The organism is Methylobacterium sp. WL1 (genome assembly GCF_008000895.1).
In the GTDB taxonomy this organism is placed as follows: domain Bacteria; phylum Pseudomonadota; class Alphaproteobacteria; order Rhizobiales; family Beijerinckiaceae; genus Methylobacterium.
The window spans coordinates 2,936,902-2,953,694 of sequence record NZ_CP042823.1 but is presented as its reverse complement, the minus strand read 5'-3'; the positions used below and the strand labels follow the sequence as shown (position 1 = coordinate 2,953,694).

The following is a 16,793-nucleotide window of genomic DNA, read 5'->3' as shown; positions in this document are numbered from 1 at the left end:
ACTCTCGGAGCCTTGGGCAGGCTACGTCGCCGATCGAGCCGAGGGCGCGGATTGCAATGCGTGCGGACCGGATCGGCCTTGCGGGCTACCTCAGTGATCCGGCGCGCTCCGATCGCGAGGCTGTGCCCCGCTTGCCGCGCTGCCGCTCTGTGTCGGGGTTGTCCGGCACGGCGTTCCATTCAAGGACGCCTCCGGTCGACCGATCAGGGCTCACACGCCACATCGTTGGTCTGGATGCCCGGTGACGTGCTTTCGCTACTCACAATCGCGGTTGCTACACGCCCGTCATCGCGAACAGTTCGAAGCGGCCATCACCCTTGAACGGGGCGATGAAGGTGTGGGGGCGACCCACGATCTTGCAGCTGCACTACCTGAGGAAATCGCCGAACGCGCGGGGGCCGTTCCCGGTCGGGATGGTCGTCAGCACCTTCAGCGTCCGGCCGTCGAGGACGCTCAGCGTGTTGTCACCCCAATTGGCGACGTAGAGGCGACCGCCAGCGTCGGCCGCGATGCCTTCGGGATGATCGCCGACGTCGATATCCGCGAGCGGCTTGAGAGTCGTGAGATCGAAGGCTGTGACGCTGCCGGCATACTGATCGGTCACGAAGCCGCGCCCTTGCGTAAGGGCGATCACATAGGGTCGCCGACCGGTTGGGATCCGACCGATCTCCCGTCCGGCCGCCAGATCGATCACGGAGACGTCGTCGCTCGTGACGTTCGCCGTGTAGGCGCGGCCAGTGGCAGCATCCAGGGTAATTCCGAACGGGTGCTGCCCGACGGGGATGACCTTGGTTTCTTTGCGGGTCCTGGCATCGACCACGGAGACCGTGTTGGCCTCCCGGTTGGCCACGTAGAGCGTCGCACCGTCGGGTGAGACGGCGATACCCGATGGCGAGGCGCCGACCGCGATCTCGCCATCGGGGATCAGGTGGCCGTCGCGCTCGGTCAAAACGAACAGGCGATGCCCGTACCAATCCGCCACGTAGATTTTGACGCCCATCGGATCGGCAGCGACGCCCAAGGGTCCACCCGGCAGCGGCACTTCTGCGGCAACGAGGCCGGCATCGAGATCAAGCACCGCGAGACCGTGACCTTCGGGCCGCGTGACGTATGCACGCTTGCGATCGGGCGACAGGGCGATTCCTGCCGGCGCCCCGTCGAGCTTGATGCTACGCACCACCTTGCCGGCTGCGAGATCGACAATTTCGACCGCGCCGCCAAGCTGCGTCGTCACGATCGCTTCCCGCGCCTGTTCGGCGCGGGCGTGCGTCGCGGTCAGGGACAGGCCGGCGACGAACGCCGCCTGGCCCCATTTGCGGTGACGGCGCAGGTTTTTATCGCAAAACCGCAGGACGCTTTTGCCAAACCCGCGTAGGCTCACGAGCCCTTCTCGACCTTGGCCTTTAAGTTGGCGAGGCTCGCCTTGATCCAGGCACCGACGCCCTTCTCGGAGGCTTCGTCGTTGAGTTCGGGCGGCGGATCGTTGTTCATGTAGCCGCGATAAAAGGCGGCTTTCCACTCGACCTTGGACTTGGCGTCGCCCGCGGGCTCGACCGTGATCGTAGCAGAATAGTCGTTGGCCGGCAGGTCCTTCACATCGACCTTCTCGATGTAGTACGAGAAAAGCTTCTCGTCCGGCTTGTACTTGTTACTAGTCTCTTGAATCTGGTTGCCGTTCTTCAGCGTTAGGGTGCGCTTGAACTTGTTCGGCACGTCGCCGCTGACCTCGGTCTTAATGACGTCCTCCATCCAGTCGGCGTTCTTAACGTCACCAATCACGGCCCAGACCTTGTCGGCCGGGGCGTTGATCTCGATCGACTCGGAAATCTTGCGCCGGGTCGGGCCGTGGGCCTGCGCGGTCGCCGCCACCAGGGCGGCCGTGGCCGCCAGGGCCAGGGTCATTTTCTTCATCGTGTCCTGCTCCTCCCGCCTCCGGGGCGCGGTCCGGCATCGAGATACCGGTTCTACGTCCGAGTGCGTGTCACAAGTGAGTGTCAGAGCCGCATTCGATTTCTCGGATACGGATCTAGCTTGCGTCCCGACCGAGAATGCGCGCTTCGGCCCCGAAAGCCTCAGCGACCTTGTCCTCGATCCAGCCCCAGGCCTCGCGCTCGCGCGGGCCCGCGGTCTTGGTGATGGCGATGGCGAGGTAGGCCATCTCCGTCAACACCTTGTCCGGCTCAAGCATGTGGAGCCGGGTCGAGAGGATCGCCGCCTCGAGCACCGCGGCCTGGGCGCGGTTGTGGCCAATGAACGGTGCGTGGGCGGCCGAATGCACGAGGCGGCCGTGGAAGCGCGGCCGGGTCTCCTGGTCCTCGACCGATGCGACCTGGAACTCGGCATGGCCGAAACTGTCGGCTAGCCGCCGGCCGGCAATGACCGCGCACGCCACGGTCGGCCATTCGCGCCGGCCCGTTACCGCACCCGCGATGACTCTGATGTCCCTCGGGCTCGACGCCGCGAAACACGGATTGGCCTCGAGATTGACGATGGTCGGTGAGGGTCGGAACGGCGCCAGCACGTAGCCGTTTTCCTTGCCGATCAGCCCAAACGGCACGAGATGCAGCTCACCGGACGGCGCAAGCGTGGTGACGATGGTCTCGAGGATCAGCGGCATCGCTCAGGCCCTGTCCGCCGGCACCAGTCGGCCGCAGACCAGCTTGGTTGCGGGCTGCGGGTTCTCTGGCTGCGCCTCGTCGCGGACCTCGACTTCCGAGATCGTCTTTGGGGCGTCGGCATCCGCCTCGGGCTTCACCAGCCGTGCATCGCGGGTACCGGGCGGAGGCGCGTCGGGACCGGAATGGCGGGTGTGTCCGGCCTTCTTGAACGCGGTCGAGTCCTCGACGTCAGCGTCGGCCGCGCAGCCCCAGTCGAGGGCCTCGTCCTGGACGTAGCGCTTGCCGAGCCGCCAGGCGGTCTCGGCCTTGGCGAGCTCGGCTCCGAGATAGAAGGCGTGGGCGCCGTCGCTCCTCACGTCGAGATCGGGGAAGAAGGCCATCGCGTCGGTGCCGACCCTGTGGACGTCGCGGTTGTAGACGTGGATCCCGTCCTCGGCGACCGCGATCCGGTAATTCGGATCCCGGACCTCGCCTGCAGCCTGGGCAACTTCCGCAGCGGTCTGCACGAACGGGCGCTTGTCGTGAAGGGCCAACAGCGCGCTCCCATAGCCTTTCGGCAGGGCGGAGTCGGCCTTGGCCGCGTACATCACCCGCCGGGCGGCGTCGTGCTCCTCGACAGTGCGGCGGGTGTGGTTCGAAACCTGGACGATCAGCACATTGCCGATCGACAGTTCCGAGCACATTCCCACCAACAGAGCGGTGACGCCGAGCGAATCGGCCTCGGTCAGCTCCGTCAGGTTGCCGGTGCCCATCATCATCTGGATGTCGGGCCAGCGGGCACGGGTGTCGCGGTAGCGGCCGATTGAATCCACGAAGCCGTGATGGATCGGCTCCAGGATCGGGTCGGCCAGGAACGGGCGCCCGGCCTTCAGCATCCGCTCGATCGCGCGGTCGAGCGAGGGCAGGTCGTCCGGGCGCAGGGGCACCAGGATCGGCACTGCGTCGGTCTCGAACGCGAGGTCGAGCGTGTCGATGTTCAGGCTGAGCAGGTAATCCGCCCCGGCCCCGGCGCCCCGGGCGAGCTCGTCCAGAGAGAAGGAATCGACGCTCACCTGAAGGCCGGCGCCCTTCAGGGCAGCGACGGAATCCTCGAGATGCGGGAAGGTCGTGTCCGGCAGCCCGCCCAGGTCGATCACGTCGGCGCCGCGGCGGGCCAGGTCGAGCCCTTTTGCCAGGATCTCGTCGGGGGTCATCTTCGAGGCATCGACGATTTCGGAGAAGATCCGCAGGTCGTGCTTCGAAAGGTCCACCTTGCGCCCGGCGAGCCCCAGCCAGGCCGGCAGATCGACCACCTCGTCCGGGCCGCGCTCGACCGGCACATGAAAATGCTCGGCCAGCCGGGCGGTATCGGCCCGGCAGCGACCCGGAAGGACGATCCGGGTCGCGCCTTCGGGAATCTCGATCCGGCGGCGGATGATTTCTTCCGTCATCAGCGCTGCGACCTTAACGCCGGCATCCGCGATGCTCCACCGGATCGTCGCCGGCAAACCGGCCGCGACTTTTTCGAGCCGCGCCCGGGCGAGGCGACCGGTGACGAATACGATGTGCTCGAGGGCGCTCAAACAGCCACCCGCTGGCGGAGTGTGACGTTCCGGGTCGGTCCCCAGATCGCGATCGAGCCGCCGTAGCGTGCAGCGAAAGCGGGGAAGGCGGCATCCATCAGCCCGCTTTGGGCAAGTCCATCGGCATCCTCCTGTGACGATGCGTCGGCCGACTTCACCAGCACGCAGCGTGCGGCACGCATTCGTAGCGCAAGCCAGAGCGCGAGACTGTCGGATGTGACGTCCCAAGTCTCGGGGATGTCAGGGTCGCCGACCTGCAAGTTCGTCGGGTCCCAGACCCAGGAAGTGTCGATGTTCTCCGCCCAAGGCGCCGGGCTACGTGCGAGGCGGGGCTCGATTGAGCAAAAGTCCGCCGCCATGCGACCCATCGCGGCCAGCGCCCGGCGGTGGGCCTCCGCATCGTCGAAGACCTCGTGGATCTGGGCGGCACGGACGGCATCCGCGTAGGCACCACCGCCGGGCACCACGACGCAGCGTCCGTGGAGCCCTGCCGCTACATCTGCCAGAAGGGCGCTGCGGCGGTCCGAATCCGCCGCCAGGCTGCCGCCGATCTTGAGGATTGTCGTCACGCGGCGTCCCGTTGGTTCGGGCGCAGGGCGCGCACGGCCTCGGCGACCCGCAGCGGGTCGATACCGTTGCGCCGGTCCAGGTCGCGGCACAGGCCGCCGCGGAAACCGAAATAGTCGGGGCGGTGCACGCTGAGGGTCGCGATGTCGGTGACCCTGAGTGAACCTGCCAATCCGCTCATCAACCCGTGGCTCCGGCAGGCCGTCGTGAAGGCCGCGAGCGCCTGGGGCTCGACGAGGTCGGTCAGGCGGACGCCGGCCTTTCCGGACGTGTCGATCATCGCACCTGCAAATCCTGCCCGGGCCAGAGCCGGGACGAGGTCCGCCGCCGAGCCGTCTTCGGCGAACAGGACCGCGATCAGGCAGCCGGGGGCGGTCTGAGCGAGGGCAGCGAGCGCCTTGGGATCGCGGCGTTGCGCAGGGGCGAGGCCGGCCTTCACCCAGTCGATCCCGGTGCCGGCCATCGCGGCCACGGATTCAGGCGTCGGGTCTGCCACCGCGCTGGTCACGGCCGCGCCGGCGACGCGCGCCACGATCTCGTTCACCACTGCGGGGGCGAGCGCGCCGAGCGCGCCGCGCTCCGGATCCTTGGCGTCGATCAGGTCGGCCCCGGCGAGCTGGGCGGCCTCGGCCTCGGCCGGATCGCGCACGCTGACGAGGAGGCGGGGCAGGGGGCTTGGCGGAACGGGGTACGCGGACACGGATCTCTCGAAGATGGGCGGCACGCAATCACGACTTGCCGGGCAACGGCTCGGCGAGCAGGCGGTTCTTCACGACCCAGCGCATGGCGTGCGCCCAGGTGTCGTCGGTATCGGCCCGGATCGTCACCTGCCCGCCGCGTACCATCTTGCCGGTTTCGGCCTCGGCGATGGTGACGTTCAGGTTGAAGATCTGGCCGGATCCCTTCTCCACATAACCGGTCACGACGAGATCCGCACCCAGGCTCTTGGCGATGTCGGCCGCGCAGCCGTTGCACTTGTAGAGCGGGCCCTCCTTGGCGACCACGTCGGATTTCGGGGCTGTGTCGATGATATCCAGGCCGGCCTGGTTGCGAAGGGCGTTGCGCAGCTCGTCCGTGACCAGCGTCAACTTCTTGGTGTCGATGGGCCGGACCCGCGTGCCGTAGGTGGCGCCGGGATCGAACAACTCCACCGGGAACACCGCGGCTTTCTCGGCGGCGTGGGCACCGGACGCCCCGGCCAGCAGACACGCGGTCACCGCGCACGATACCAGGTGGTGCATCCTCGGGGCTCCCTCTCGTTGACCGGCGCTGATGCTGCCGGCGGCGTTTTCGCCACTATAGCTCGGGCGAAGGGACAATTTGGCAATGTACATCGGCGCGCCGGTGGCCCACGACACGAACGTGAACGTCCGACCAAGAAGCCGCGGTTGAGCGGCCGGATCCGAAGCTGCTAGAGGCCGCGTCATGCACGATCCTGCACACGCCCCGGCCCGAATTCCCGTCCAGCCTTCGCGTTATCGGACGCAGCGCCCAGTCAGCCTTCGCGTTCTCTTCGCGGGCTGGATGTTGGCGACACCCGTCGCCGCGCAGGCCCAGCAGCCGGCGCCGCAACCGATCGAAACGTCGATCGGCCTGATCTACCGGCCGCAGCCGGCACCGTCCTCGTACGACGCCGAGGCCGCCCCGGAAGACGAGGGGCTGGCCGGCGCCAAGATGGGCATCGCCGACAACAACACCACCGGCCGGTTCACCAAGCAGACCTTCTCGCTCGATGCGGTCGCGCTGAGCGACGACAAGCCCGATGCCGTTGCGGCGGCCAGGGAGCTGGTGGCCAAGGGCGTGCACTACCTGGTCCTGGCGCTGCCGGCGGATGCGGTGCTGGCGGTGGCAGACGCGGTGAAGGACACCGGGGCGGTGGTGCTGAACGCCGGCGCCCCGGACGACCGCCTGCGTGGCGCCGACTGCCGGTCCAACGTATTCCACATCCTGCCGTCCCGGGCGATGCTGACGGACGCCATCGCGCAGTACATGACGGTGATGCGGTGGCGGAAGGTCTTTCTGATCGTCGGGCCGACCGAGGCCGACAAGGCCTATGCCGAGGCCGTACGAAACTCCGCGCGCAAGTTCGGCCTAAAGATCACCGCGGAGAAACCCTGGACCTTCGGGCCGCTGGCCAAGGCGCGGGGCGATACCCCGACCCGGGCCGAGGCGATGGTCTTCACCCGCGGGCTCGACTACGACATGGCGCTCGTGGCCGACGAGGAGGGCGACTGGGGCGACTACGTGTCCTACCGCACCGTCGATCCGCGGCCCGTCGGCGGCACGCAGGCGCTGACCTCGACCACGTGGTCGCCGGTTCTGGAGACCTGGGGGGCCGCGCAGGCGCAGAACCGGTTCCGGCGGCTCGCCTCCCGGCTGATGCGCCCGCTGGATTACCAGGCCTGGGCGGCGATCCGGACCGTGGGCGAAGCCGTCACCGCCAAGAAGACCAACGATCCCGCCGTGCTGACCCCGTACCTGGTCGATCCGGCCTTCAACCTGCCGGCCTACAAGGGTGTGTCGCTGAGCTTCCGCCCCTGGGATCACCAGCTGCGCCAGCCGGTCATCGTCGTCCAGCCCAAGGCCCTAGTCTCGGTCGCGCCGGAGCAGGGCTTCCTGCACCAGCGCACGCTGCTCGACACGCTGGGCGTCGACCTGCCGGAGACCACCTGCAAGTTCAAATGACCGTGTTCTCGCGGGTCGTCGAGCGATTCCATCGCGGGGCACATGAATGTCGCCGCCACCATTGACGCGGGCGGCCCAGGGGGGCCACCTTCCGGAGGCGCGCTCCACCGAGACGGTGTCCTCTCGAAGTCCGAGACTCACGATGAGCCACGAGGTCCAAGAAGCACGGCCCATAATGGAGACCAGGAGCCCCGGCATCAGCGTCAACGATGCGATCGACCGCGCGAAAGAGTGGCTTTTGTCGACGATGTCGACGGAGAACGTCTCGAATCTCGGCCTCGAAGAGGTCGAGCATCATCCAGGATACTGGAATATCACTCTGGGCTTCTCTCGACCGTGGGATGAGGCGCGCAACGCCATATCGGTGCTGAGCGGCACTGTCGTCATGCGCAGGACCTACAAAATCGTGACGGTCGATGAGACGACCGGGGAGATCGTTTCGATGAAGAGCCGCGACGTCGAATAGCGATGCGGAAATACGTTCTGCTCGATACGAACGTCCTCGTGCTGTTCATCGTCGGCGGAACGCGCGCGGACTACATCCGAATCCATAAAAACTGCTCGCGGTTCTCGCGCGCCGACTACGATGCCCTGCTGCTGCATATTTCGGTGGCGGCCGGGGTCATCACCACGGCGCAGATCCTGTCCGAGACCGCCAACCTGCTCCGCCAGGTCCGGGATCCGATCAGGTCTGAGATCGCCGCGTTCTTCAAGCTGTTCGTCTTGCACGTCCGCGAGTTGCAGCCGACGGGCTGGGATGCCGTCCATGACGACACCTACGCGTGGCTCGGGTTCAACGACGCCTCGATCCTGGCCTGTCTGGCTCCAGACCGGGTGCTCATCACGGAGGACGGTAACCTGCACGCTGCAGCACGCACGCGCTCGACTGATGTCCTGCACTTCACAGAGCTGAGGATGTGTGAATAAGCATCGCGGCTGACGCCCTGCGAGGGGAACGCCGGCCACGGCCGCAAACGCCGCAACCCCTCGCAACCGGCCAAGATCGCACTACAGTTGGTGCCAGAAAGTGCCGAAAAGGGCACCCAGGGAAGGAAGTCGTATGCGCCGCCGCGTCGAGGCAGGTCTGAGTGTTGTCGCCCTCGGAGCGGGGCTCGCCCTCTGCGGACCGGCTTTTGCCTACACCGCCTACGTGAGCAACGAGAAGGGCAACTCCGTCAGCGTCATCGATACGACGACGATGACCGTCACCGCCACCTGGAAGGTCGGGCGCCGGCCGCGCGGGATCACCGTGTCGAAGGACGGCAAGGAGGTGTTCGTCTGCGCCAGCGACGACGACCGAATTGACGTGCTCGATGCCAGCTCCGGAAAGGTCGTGCGCTCGCTCCGCTCCGGCCCCGATCCCGAGCAGTTCATCCTCGATGCCTCCGGCAACCCGCTCTACGTCGCCAACGAGGACGACAGCCAGGTCACGATCATCGACATCGAGAAGAACAAGGTCCTGGCCGAGGTGCCGGTCGGGGTCGAGCCGGAGGGGATGGGCCTGTCGCCGGACGGGAAGATCCTGGTCAACACCTCCGAGACCACCAACATGGCGCACTTCATCGACACCAAGACGTTCCAGGTGATCGACAACGTGCTGGTTGACGCCCGGCCGCGCTTTGCCGAGTTCACCGCCGACGGCAAATTCCTGTGGGTCTCCGCGGAGGTCGGCGGCACGGTCAGCGTGATCGACGTGGCGCAGCGCCGGGTGGTGAAGAAGATCACCTTCAAGATCCCCAGCGTGAACGATGAGGCGATCCAGCCGGTCGGCATCCGCATCAACAAGGACGGCACCAAGGCGTTCGTGGCTTTGGGCCCGGCCAACCGGGTCGCGGTGATCGATGCCAAGAGCTACGAGGTCCAGAAGTACCTCCCCGTCGGCCAGCGCGTCTGGCAGCTCGCCTTCACGCCGGACCAGAAGATGCTGTTCACGACGAACGGCACCTCCAACGACGTCTCGGTGATCGATGTGGCCGCCGAGAAGGTGGTCAAGAGCATCCCGGTCGGCCTGCTGCCCTGGGGCGTCGCCATCTCCCCGAACTGATGGGATTTGGGATTTCGCACGGGTGTCTGGCCGGACGCGGCCGGACGCCCATGACGCAGAACACGACCGCCGGACGGGCGGCGCACGGTTTAGGAACGCCATGACGCGGATGCTTCGGATCGCAGCCCTGACCCTGGCCGGCCTGTTCGCCGCCGGGCCGGCCACGGCCCTCGACCTGACCAAGAAGCGCGAGAACCTGCCCGACCTCGTCCTGGGCGACGATCAGGGCAACGATTTCGCGGTCGAGAACAAGGACATCACGCTGGAATCCGGCAAGGCCTACCGGCTGCGCATCGTCGCCAAGGGGCGGCAGGAGTACAAGTTCTACGCGCCCGAGTTCTTCCGCTACATCTGGCTCAACCAGATCGTCATCGAGCACAAGGAGATCCACGGCGGCGGCGCGCCCGATCACCTGGAGTTTGACGATCCCGGCGAGATCGCCGTCGAGTTCGTGGCGATCAAGCCCGGTACCTATAAGTGGGAGGCGCGCGGCCTTGAGGCGAAGGGCATGAGCGGCACGTTGACGGTGAAGTGATGGGTGCCGGGTTCAGAATTTGGCGCAAGGCCAAAAACGCATCTCCCTCCCCCCTCTGTGGGGGAGGTTGGGCCGGCCGTCAGGCCGGGTCGGGAGAGGGGAGCCCGGCTTCAGGACAAGGCTGCGTCGGTATGAAGGTCGCCACCTCATCCTTCACCGTCGCTCCCCTCTCCCGACCCCCTTCGGGGGCCACCCTCCCCCGCAGAGGGGGGAGGGGGTTCGCGCTCTTACTCGTCAGCATCTTTTTGACCACCCCCGCCCTGGCGGCCGACGACGCGGCGTCCTGCGCGGAGGGCATCACGATGATCCGCGACGCGTTGGCGGCGAATCCGTCCGAAGCCGCTCTCCCAAAACTCAAGAAAGCCCTCCGGGTAGCCGAGCGCGAGCAGAAGGAGGGCGAGTTCGACGAGTGCCTCGACGCGGTGACGGATGCCCGCAAGGCGCTGGGCCGATGAGCGAGGCGGCGCTGCAGGTCGAGCATGTCGGCCACCGGTTCGGGGCCCGCGCGGCGCTGGACGACGTGTCGATCACGGTGGAGCGCGGGCGCTTCGCGGCGTTGCTGGGGCCGAACGGCGCCGGCAAGACCACGTTGTTCTCGGTGATCACCCGGCTCTACAACAACCAGAGCGGCCGGGTCTCGATCTTCGGCCATGGGCTCGACCGGGAGCCGTCCCGGGCCCTGGCCCGGCTCGGCGTGGTGTTCCAGGCGCGCACGCTGGATACCGACCTCACCGTCGAGCAGAACCTGCTCTACCACGCCAGCCTGCACGGCATCACTCGCACGGTCGGGAAGCTGCGCGTCGGCGCGTTGCTCGATCGGGTCGGCCTGGCGGACCGCCGTCACGACAAGGTCCGCACGCTGTCGGGCGGCCAGTCGCGCCGGATCGAGATCGCCCGCTCGCTGATTCACCGGCCGGACCTGCTCCTGCTCGACGAGCCGACCGTCGGGCTCGATCTCGAATCCCGGGCCGACATCGTGGCCATCGTTCGCGCCCTGGTGCGCGAGGAGGGTCTGTCGGTCCTGTGGGCGACCCACATCTTCGAGGAGATCTCTCCGGAGGACGAGGCCGTGGTCCTGCACCGCGGCCGGATCGTCGCCCGGGGCCGGGCCTGGGATATCGGCGCGCCGGGCGAGAACCTGGCCGACGCGTTCCGGCGCCTCGTCGCGGAGCCGGGAAGGGCGGCGGCGTGATGGCCGACCGGACGATACGCGCGCTCTCCCTCCCCCCTCTGCGGGGGAGGGTGGGCCGGCCGTCAGGCCGGGTCGGGAGAGGGGAGCGCCGTATCCGGAAGGGTCGCGACGCCAACTACATCCTGCACCGTCGCGCTGCCCTCTCCCGCCCCTTCGGGGCCACCCTCCCCGCAGAGGGGAGGGGGAGGTGCGTGTTTCAGGCCCTCGCTCTCGCTGTGAAATCAAAGGCGTGCCGTTCGACATGGGTCAGTTTACATGACGGCGCCCCTAGCCAACGCCGTCCCCGCGACCCCCTCCCAAAAGACCGCCCGCATGGGCCGGCTGGATGCGGTCGGCTACCTGATCTGCCTCGGCGGCATCGTCCGGCGCGAGTTGCTGCGCTTCTTCAATCAGAAGGAGCGGTTCTTCTCGGCGTTGGTCAGGCCGCTGGTGTGGCTGTTCATCTTCGCCGCGGGGTTCCGCAACACCCTCGGGGTCTCGATCGAGCCGCCCTACCAGACCTACGTGCTCTACGAGGTCTACGTGGTGCCGGGGCTGGCCGTAATGATCCAGCTGTTCAACGGCATGCAATCGTCGCTCTCCATGGTCTACGACCGCGAGGTCGGATCCATGAAGGTGCTGCTGACATCGCCGTATCCGCGCTGGCTGCTGCTGCTCGCCAAGCTGATCGCGGGCGTCTCGGTGTCGATCGTGCAGGCCTACGCGTTCCTGGCGGTGGCGTATTTCTGGGAGACCGACATCCCGCCGCTCGGGTACCTGACGGCGCTCCCGGCTTTCCTGGCCTCGGGACTGATGCTGGGGGCGATCGGCCTGTTCCTGTCGTCGCTCGTCCGCCAGCTCGAGAACTTCGCCAGCGTGATGAACTTCGTGATCTTCCCGATGTTCTTCGCCTCCTCGGCGCTCTACCCCCTGTGGCGGATCCGGGAATCCTCGGAAACGCTCTACTGGATCTGCGAGTTGAACCCGTTCAGCCACGCCGTCCAGCTCGTGCGCTTCGCCCTTTATCTCCAGTTCGAGCCGGTCGCCTGCGCGGTCGTGATCGGCGTGACCCTCGCCTTCTTCGGCATGGCGGTCGTCGCCTACGATCCGGGTCGCGGCATCATGGCCCGGCGCGGCGGCCCGGCCGGCGACGCCACCTAGGGCCGCACGCCGCATCGCGTACCCGGCCTGCGACCCTATCTCCTTATGACCGCACGATGATTTTGGAAGACCGTATTCCACCTTCCGGATCACGCCCCGACGGAACCCGCCCGATGCATAGCCTCGCCCGCCTCCTCGCCCCGGCCCTCGGCCTCGCCCTGATGACGGGCCCCGCGCTCGCGCAGCCGAGGCAGGACCCGGATTGGCCCTGCGTGCAGCGCAAGGTCGCGACCCTCAGCCCGGGCCAGTTCTGGACCGGGCCGGACATCGCCGCGGCCGGGGATTGGGGCAGCGACAACGACGCGGCAGTGCTCGCGCAGAAGATCGCGTCCCGGCGCACCGAGCTGTCCGAGGTCGGTCCGCTCCTCGACGGGTTCGTGGGCAAGCTCGGCGCCGACAAGGACGCCAGGGCCAAGTCCCTGACCCACGTCTACGCGGGGGTGTTCGAGGTCATCAACGCCGAGCGGGACAAGATCATGGGCGGCATCGCGCGCTACGCGCAGGGGCAGCGGCGCATGGCCGAGCGGATCCGCGACGAGGCCGACAAGATCAGCCAGACCAAGGACGCGCCCAGCGCCACGGACGCCACCGAGTTGCCGAAGGACCAGTCCGAGATCGAGACCAAGTTCGCCTGGGACCGCCGCATCTTCCAGGAGCGCAGCCAGTCGCTCACCTACGTCTGCGAGGTTCCGCAGCTCCTGGAACAGCGCCTCGGCGAGGTCGCCCGCCTGATTCAGGCCCGGCTCTGAGGGGCGGTCGCGGACGGGATGAGGGCATTGCCTAAAGATCCCGTTCGGGTTGCCGGATGATCCCTAAGTCGCTGAAATCGTTATCGAAACTGTTGCTGTCAAACCACGTGGGCCGACGTTCGAGTTCGGTATTTCCAAAAGGTTGCTGAAACACGGCACGCGTGGTCTTCAATCAATTGTGTCCTTTTCCTTCACCCGCCAAGAGTGACGCCAAGCTCGGCTGAAACGAGCGTGGGTTCACGGCAAGGGGTTTGGGATGTCATTGAGGGGGCTTCGGAGCAGCCTGATCGCGTCGGCGTCGGTCCTGGGTGGCGCGATGCTGCCCTCGGCCGCGCAGGCGCAGAACGCCGTGACGCTGGGCGAGATCAGCGTCGTCTCGACCTCGCCGGTGGGTTCGGGCGGCGGCAATTCGAGCCGCGTGCAGAACCTCAACGGTCCCGGTGGGCTCGAGCCGGCCGGCTCGGCGCCGCCGCCGATCGGCCCGGTCCGCCTCCGGGGTAGCGAGCAGCCGCTCTACAAGATCCCCAGCACGGTCGAGACCGTGACGGCCAGCGACATCACGGTCGACCGGGGCACCGACAACGTCGTGGCGACGCTCGCCCGCCGCACGCCCGGTCTCAACCTGTCCGATTCGCAGGGCAATTCGAACCGCCCCGACGTGACCTATCGCGGCTTCACCGTCTCGCCGGTCCAGGGCGTGCCGCAGGGCCTCGCCGTGTACCAGAACGGCGTGCGCATCAACGAAGCCTTCGGCGACACGGTCAACTTCGACCTGATCCCCCCGCAGGCGATCCAGCGCATCGACGTCGTCACCGGCAACCCGGTCTTCGGCCTCAACGCACTGGGTGGCGCGGTCAACATCCAGATGAAGAACGGCTTCACCTGGCAGGGTACCGAGATCACCGCGTTCGGCGGCTCGGACGCCCGCACCGCCGGCTACGTCGAGTACGGCAAGGTCTCGGGCCCGTGGAGCGTCTACTTCACCGGCGACGGCCTGAACGACCGCGGATGGCGCTACGAGAGCCCCAGCACGATCGGTCGGCTCTACGGCGATATCGGCTACCGCTCGCAGGATTCCGAGTTCCACCTGATCGGGCTCGCCGCCCGCAGCTTCTTCGGCGCCGCCGCCGCCACGCCGGTGGATTTCAGCCACCGCGACCCGCGGTCGATCTTCACCTACCCGCAGACCACCACCACCGAGGTCGGCACGATCCAGCTCACCGGCCGGGTCGACGTGTCGCCCACCTGGGACCTGGCCGGCAACGCCTACTTCCGCCGCTTCAGCCAGACCTACGTCGACGGCAACGACGGCAACTTCGAGAACTGCAGCACCCGCTCCAGCTTCCGCGGCAACCTCTGCTTCGAGGATGACGGCTTCAGCCAGGGCGCCGGCCAGTCGCAGCTCGCCTTCCGCAACCAGTTCCTGATCCTCGGCCAGCAGAACCAGCGCGTTCCGTTCCGGTCCGGCATCCCGTACGGCACCCTCGACGTGACCAAGACGGAGGCCACGGGCTTCGGCGGCTCGCTCCAAGCGGCCAACCGCGACCGGGTGTTCGGCCTGCCCAACACCTTCCTGGTCGGCGGCAGCATCGATGCGGCCAACTACTCGTTCAAGTCGTCCAGCACCCTCGGCGTGATCAACCCGAACCTGTCGATCACCACGGATCCGAACAACCCCTACTACGGCAACATCCCAGGCCTCGGCACGCCGCAGCTCCGCACCGCGGGCGCCCTCGGCATCGCGCCGAGCTCGGTCAACGGCTCGAACCTCTACATGGGCCTCTACACCCTCGACACCCTGGACGTGACCGACCGGCTGTCGCTCACGGCGGGCGCGCGGCTCAACTTCGCCCGCATCCAGAGCGAGGATCTCACGGGCTTCTCGCCGGACGTGACCGGCACCCATTACTACAACAAGATCAACCCGGTCGCCGGCCTGACCTACCGCTTCACCGACGCGCTGAACCTCTACGGCAGCTACTCGGAGTCGAACCGCGCGCCGACGCCGCTGGAGCTGGCCTGCTCCAACCCGGATCGGCCGTGCCTGCTGCCGAACTCGCTGGTGGCCGATCCGCCGCTCAAGCAGGTCACCGGGCGGACCTACGAGGTCGGCTTCCGCGGTGCGCTGCCGAACACCTATGACGGCGGCATCATCAGCTACAAGATCGGCGCCTTCCGCACCGACCTGTCGAACGACATCCTGTCGCTCGCCACCCCCGGCAACACCGCCCGCGCCTACTTCGTGAACGTGCCCTCGACCCAGCGTCAGGGCATCGAGGTCGGCAGCGAGTACACGGCCGACTACCTGCGGGTCTACGCCAACTACGCCCTGATCGACGCCACCTTCCAGTTCAACGGCACCCTGTCCTCGCCCAACAATCCGCTCGCGGATGACGGCGCGATCAATGTCCGCAAGGGCAACGTCGTGCCGCTGGTGCCGACCCACCAGTTCAAGGCCGGCTTCGACTACTTCGTCACCCCGAACTGGCAGTTCGGCGTCTACCTCCAGGCCTTCTCGGCGTCCTACTTCCGCGGCGACGAGTCGAACCTGAACCGCAAGCTGCCGCCCTACTACGTCCTCAACTTCCAGACGAAGTACCAGGTCACCAAGAACCTCGAGCTGTTCGGCCTGGTCACCAACCTGACCAACAACCGCTACGCGACGTTCGGCACCTTCGCCGAGCCGGGCGCGGTGGCCGGCAACCTGCGGATCAGCGACCCGCGGACCACGACCCTGTCGCAGCCGCTCTCGATCTACGGCGGCATCCGCTACGCCTTCGGCGCCGACCCGGTGCCGATGTCGGCCGAGCCGATCATTCGGAAGTACTGAAGCTGGCAAGTCCCGAAACCATGAAGTCCTGACACCAGGAAATCTCGACGCCCAGAAGGCGTCGGGGCAGGGCGCTCCGCGCGGTCTCCAGACCGGGCGGGGCGCCCTTCGCGTTTTCCGGCCTCGCCGCCGGCGCCTGCCGTGCGGCCTCACGTCTCAGGAACGGGCCCCGGCGCCCCGCGTCTCATTCGGGAGCGCCAGACGCGGCGGCCGGCCCTCGATCCGGCTGGCCGCCTCAGAGCCGGCGCACGATTTGGAGAAACGCCTCGATGATGATGAGATTCGCCTTCGCAGCCCTGGCCCTTGCGGCCGCCACGCCGGCCTGGGCGACCCCGTGCGCCGACGAGGTCTCCACGCTGCAGAAGCGCCTCGACAGCGCGGGCGCCGCCGCTGTGACCGGCACGACCCCGCCCGGTGGCACGACCTCGTCGCATTCCGATAAGGCGCTCGCGACCCCGCCGGCTCTCACCAAGGGCGACGCCGCCGTTAAGCCGACCGCCGCCGGGGTCGAGGAGGCGAAGAAGCTCGTCGCCAAGGCCGCCGCCGAGGACAAGGCCGGCAACGCCGAGGCCTGCCGCAACACGATCATGCAGGCCAAGGAAAAGGCCGGCGCCCTCCCGTAGGGTTTTTGGGATGCATGACGGCTGGTCGGGTCATCTCACCCCGACCGACTCCTCGGATGCCTTCATGTTGCCGAGGCTTTGACCGTCCAGTCCTGGCGGCTTGCCGCCGTCGGACGGGCACCTTCAAGGAGGGGCGATATCCGTTCGGACCCATCGTCTGAGGCGCGATCCCCCGTACCGATAACCTGCGGCGTCATTACGGGGCGCCGTAGGCGAGCCCGGAACCCAGAACCGCTGTCGGTGCAAAA

General features: G+C 67.4%; 18 protein-coding genes. 11 read left to right on the top strand and 7 right to left on the bottom strand.

Annotated elements, in window-relative coordinates; all coding sequences use genetic code 11:
• Positions 1–367: 367 nt before the first annotated feature.
• From FVA80_RS14445 to FVA80_RS14415, 7 genes are all read right to left on the bottom strand, one after another.
• Positions 368–1,285 carry a YncE family protein gene (locus FVA80_RS14445; protein WP_246692420.1) on the bottom strand — a complete coding sequence of 306 codons (918 nt, stop codon included), beginning with the start codon at positions 1,283–1,285 and terminating at the stop codon, positions 368–370.
• A 92-nt stretch (positions 1,286–1,377) separates the two neighbouring features.
• Entirely contained in the window at positions 1,378–1,911 is a 534-nt protein-coding gene (locus tag FVA80_RS14440; RefSeq protein ID WP_147906755.1) for an SRPBCC family protein, read from the bottom strand.
• Between the two features lie 115 nt (positions 1,912–2,026).
• Positions 2,027–2,617, bottom strand: a complete 591-nt coding sequence (locus FVA80_RS14435; protein WP_147906756.1) for a DUF447 domain-containing protein — start codon at positions 2,615–2,617, stop codon at positions 2,027–2,029.
• Positions 2,618–2,620: 3 nt separating this feature from the next.
• Positions 2,621–4,180, bottom strand: coding sequence for a DUF6513 domain-containing protein (locus tag FVA80_RS14430; protein ID WP_147906757.1), 1,560 nt, complete (start codon positions 4,178–4,180; stop codon positions 2,621–2,623).
• Positions 4,177–4,749: a uridylate kinase gene (locus FVA80_RS14425; RefSeq protein ID WP_147906758.1), complete on the bottom strand. Its 573-nt coding sequence runs from the start codon at positions 4,747–4,749 to the stop codon at positions 4,177–4,179. The genes FVA80_RS14430 and FVA80_RS14425 overlap by 4 nt, the downstream gene beginning before the upstream one ends.
• Positions 4,746–5,447 (bottom strand): (5-formylfuran-3-yl)methyl phosphate synthase, encoded by a 702-nt coding sequence (locus FVA80_RS14420; protein WP_147906759.1) that lies wholly within the window; start codon positions 5,445–5,447, stop codon positions 4,746–4,748. The genes FVA80_RS14425 and FVA80_RS14420 overlap by 4 nt, the downstream gene beginning before the upstream one ends.
• 28 nt (positions 5,448–5,475) lie before the next feature.
• The gene (locus tag FVA80_RS14415; RefSeq protein ID WP_147906760.1) at positions 5,476–5,988 is read right to left on the bottom strand and encodes a DUF3280 domain-containing protein; all 513 of its coding nucleotides are present in this window, start codon (positions 5,986–5,988) and stop codon (positions 5,476–5,478) included.
• 283 nt (positions 5,989–6,271) lie between these two features.
• On the opposite strand from FVA80_RS14415, the gene FVA80_RS14410 reads away from it, so the two are divergent.
• The 11 genes from FVA80_RS14410 (at position 6,272) to FVA80_RS14360 (ending at position 16,545) form a co-directional block, all read left to right on the top strand.
• Entirely contained in the window at positions 6,272–7,432 is a 1,161-nt protein-coding gene (locus FVA80_RS14410) for an ABC transporter substrate-binding protein (RefSeq protein ID WP_246692399.1), read from the top strand.
• Positions 7,433–7,574: 142 nt separating this feature from the next.
• The gene (locus FVA80_RS14405) at positions 7,575–7,898 is read left to right on the top strand and encodes a hypothetical protein (RefSeq protein WP_147856335.1); all 324 of its coding nucleotides are present in this window, start codon (positions 7,575–7,577) and stop codon (positions 7,896–7,898) included.
• Positions 7,899–7,936: 38 nt separating this feature from the next.
• Positions 7,937–8,359: a hypothetical protein gene (locus FVA80_RS14400; protein WP_147906761.1), complete on the top strand. Its 423-nt coding sequence runs from the start codon at positions 7,937–7,939 to the stop codon at positions 8,357–8,359.
• Positions 8,360–8,492: 133 nt separating this feature from the next.
• Complete coding sequence (locus FVA80_RS14395) at positions 8,493–9,476, top strand: YVTN family beta-propeller repeat protein (RefSeq protein WP_147906762.1); 984 nt, start codon at positions 8,493–8,495, stop codon at positions 9,474–9,476.
• Between the two features lie 100 nt (positions 9,477–9,576).
• Complete coding sequence (locus FVA80_RS14390; protein ID WP_147906763.1) at positions 9,577–10,011, top strand: hypothetical protein; 435 nt, start codon at positions 9,577–9,579, stop codon at positions 10,009–10,011.
• A gap of 239 nt (positions 10,012–10,250) precedes the next feature.
• Complete coding sequence (locus FVA80_RS14385; RefSeq protein ID WP_147906772.1) at positions 10,251–10,466, top strand: hypothetical protein; 216 nt, start codon at positions 10,251–10,253, stop codon at positions 10,464–10,466.
• Positions 10,463–11,203 (top strand): ABC transporter ATP-binding protein, encoded by a 741-nt coding sequence (locus FVA80_RS14380; RefSeq protein WP_147906764.1) that lies wholly within the window; start codon positions 10,463–10,465, stop codon positions 11,201–11,203. The genes FVA80_RS14385 and FVA80_RS14380 overlap by 4 nt, the downstream gene beginning before the upstream one ends.
• Positions 11,204–11,458: 255 nt before the next feature.
• Positions 11,459–12,343 (top strand): ABC transporter permease, encoded by an 885-nt coding sequence (locus FVA80_RS14375; RefSeq protein WP_147910668.1) that lies wholly within the window; start codon positions 11,459–11,461, stop codon positions 12,341–12,343.
• Positions 12,344–12,456: 113 nt separating this feature from the next.
• Entirely contained in the window at positions 12,457–13,092 is a 636-nt protein-coding gene (locus FVA80_RS14370; protein ID WP_147910669.1) for a hypothetical protein, read from the top strand.
• Positions 13,093–13,348: 256 nt separating this feature from the next.
• On the top strand, positions 13,349–15,922 hold the full coding sequence (locus FVA80_RS14365) for a TonB-dependent receptor (protein ID WP_147910670.1): 2,574 nt from the start codon (positions 13,349–13,351) through the stop codon (positions 15,920–15,922).
• A 269-nt stretch (positions 15,923–16,191) separates the two neighbouring features.
• Entirely contained in the window at positions 16,192–16,545 is a 354-nt protein-coding gene (locus tag FVA80_RS14360; protein WP_147910671.1) for a hypothetical protein, read from the top strand.
• Positions 16,546–16,793: the final 248 nt, after the last annotated feature.

Excerpts from the sequence above, each read along its gene's own strand:
- FVA80_RS14440 (WP_147906755.1), bottom strand. The coding sequence starts at position 1,911 with ATGAAGAAAATGACCCTGGCCCTGGCGGCCACGGCCGCCCTGGTGGCG.
- FVA80_RS14435 (WP_147906756.1), bottom strand. The coding sequence starts at position 2,617 with ATGCCGCTGATCCTCGAGACCATCGTCACCACGCTTGCGCCGTCCGGT.
- FVA80_RS14415 (WP_147906760.1), bottom strand. The coding sequence starts at position 5,988 with ATGCACCACCTGGTATCGTGCGCGGTGACCGCGTGTCTGCTGGCCGGG.
- FVA80_RS14410 (WP_246692399.1), top strand. The coding sequence starts at position 6,272 with ATGTTGGCGACACCCGTCGCCGCGCAGGCCCAGCAGCCGGCGCCGCAA.
- FVA80_RS14405 (WP_147856335.1), top strand. The coding sequence starts at position 7,575 with ATGAGCCACGAGGTCCAAGAAGCACGGCCCATAATGGAGACCAGGAGC.
- FVA80_RS14395 (WP_147906762.1), top strand. The coding sequence starts at position 8,493 with ATGCGCCGCCGCGTCGAGGCAGGTCTGAGTGTTGTCGCCCTCGGAGCG.
- FVA80_RS14390 (WP_147906763.1), top strand. The coding sequence starts at position 9,577 with ATGACGCGGATGCTTCGGATCGCAGCCCTGACCCTGGCCGGCCTGTTC.
- FVA80_RS14380 (WP_147906764.1), top strand. The coding sequence starts at position 10,463 with ATGAGCGAGGCGGCGCTGCAGGTCGAGCATGTCGGCCACCGGTTCGGG.
- FVA80_RS14375 (WP_147910668.1), top strand. The coding sequence starts at position 11,459 with ATGACGGCGCCCCTAGCCAACGCCGTCCCCGCGACCCCCTCCCAAAAG.
- FVA80_RS14370 (WP_147910669.1), top strand. The coding sequence starts at position 12,457 with ATGCATAGCCTCGCCCGCCTCCTCGCCCCGGCCCTCGGCCTCGCCCTG.
- FVA80_RS14365 (WP_147910670.1), top strand. The coding sequence starts at position 13,349 with ATGTCATTGAGGGGGCTTCGGAGCAGCCTGATCGCGTCGGCGTCGGTC.
- FVA80_RS14360 (WP_147910671.1), top strand. The coding sequence starts at position 16,192 with ATGATGATGAGATTCGCCTTCGCAGCCCTGGCCCTTGCGGCCGCCACG.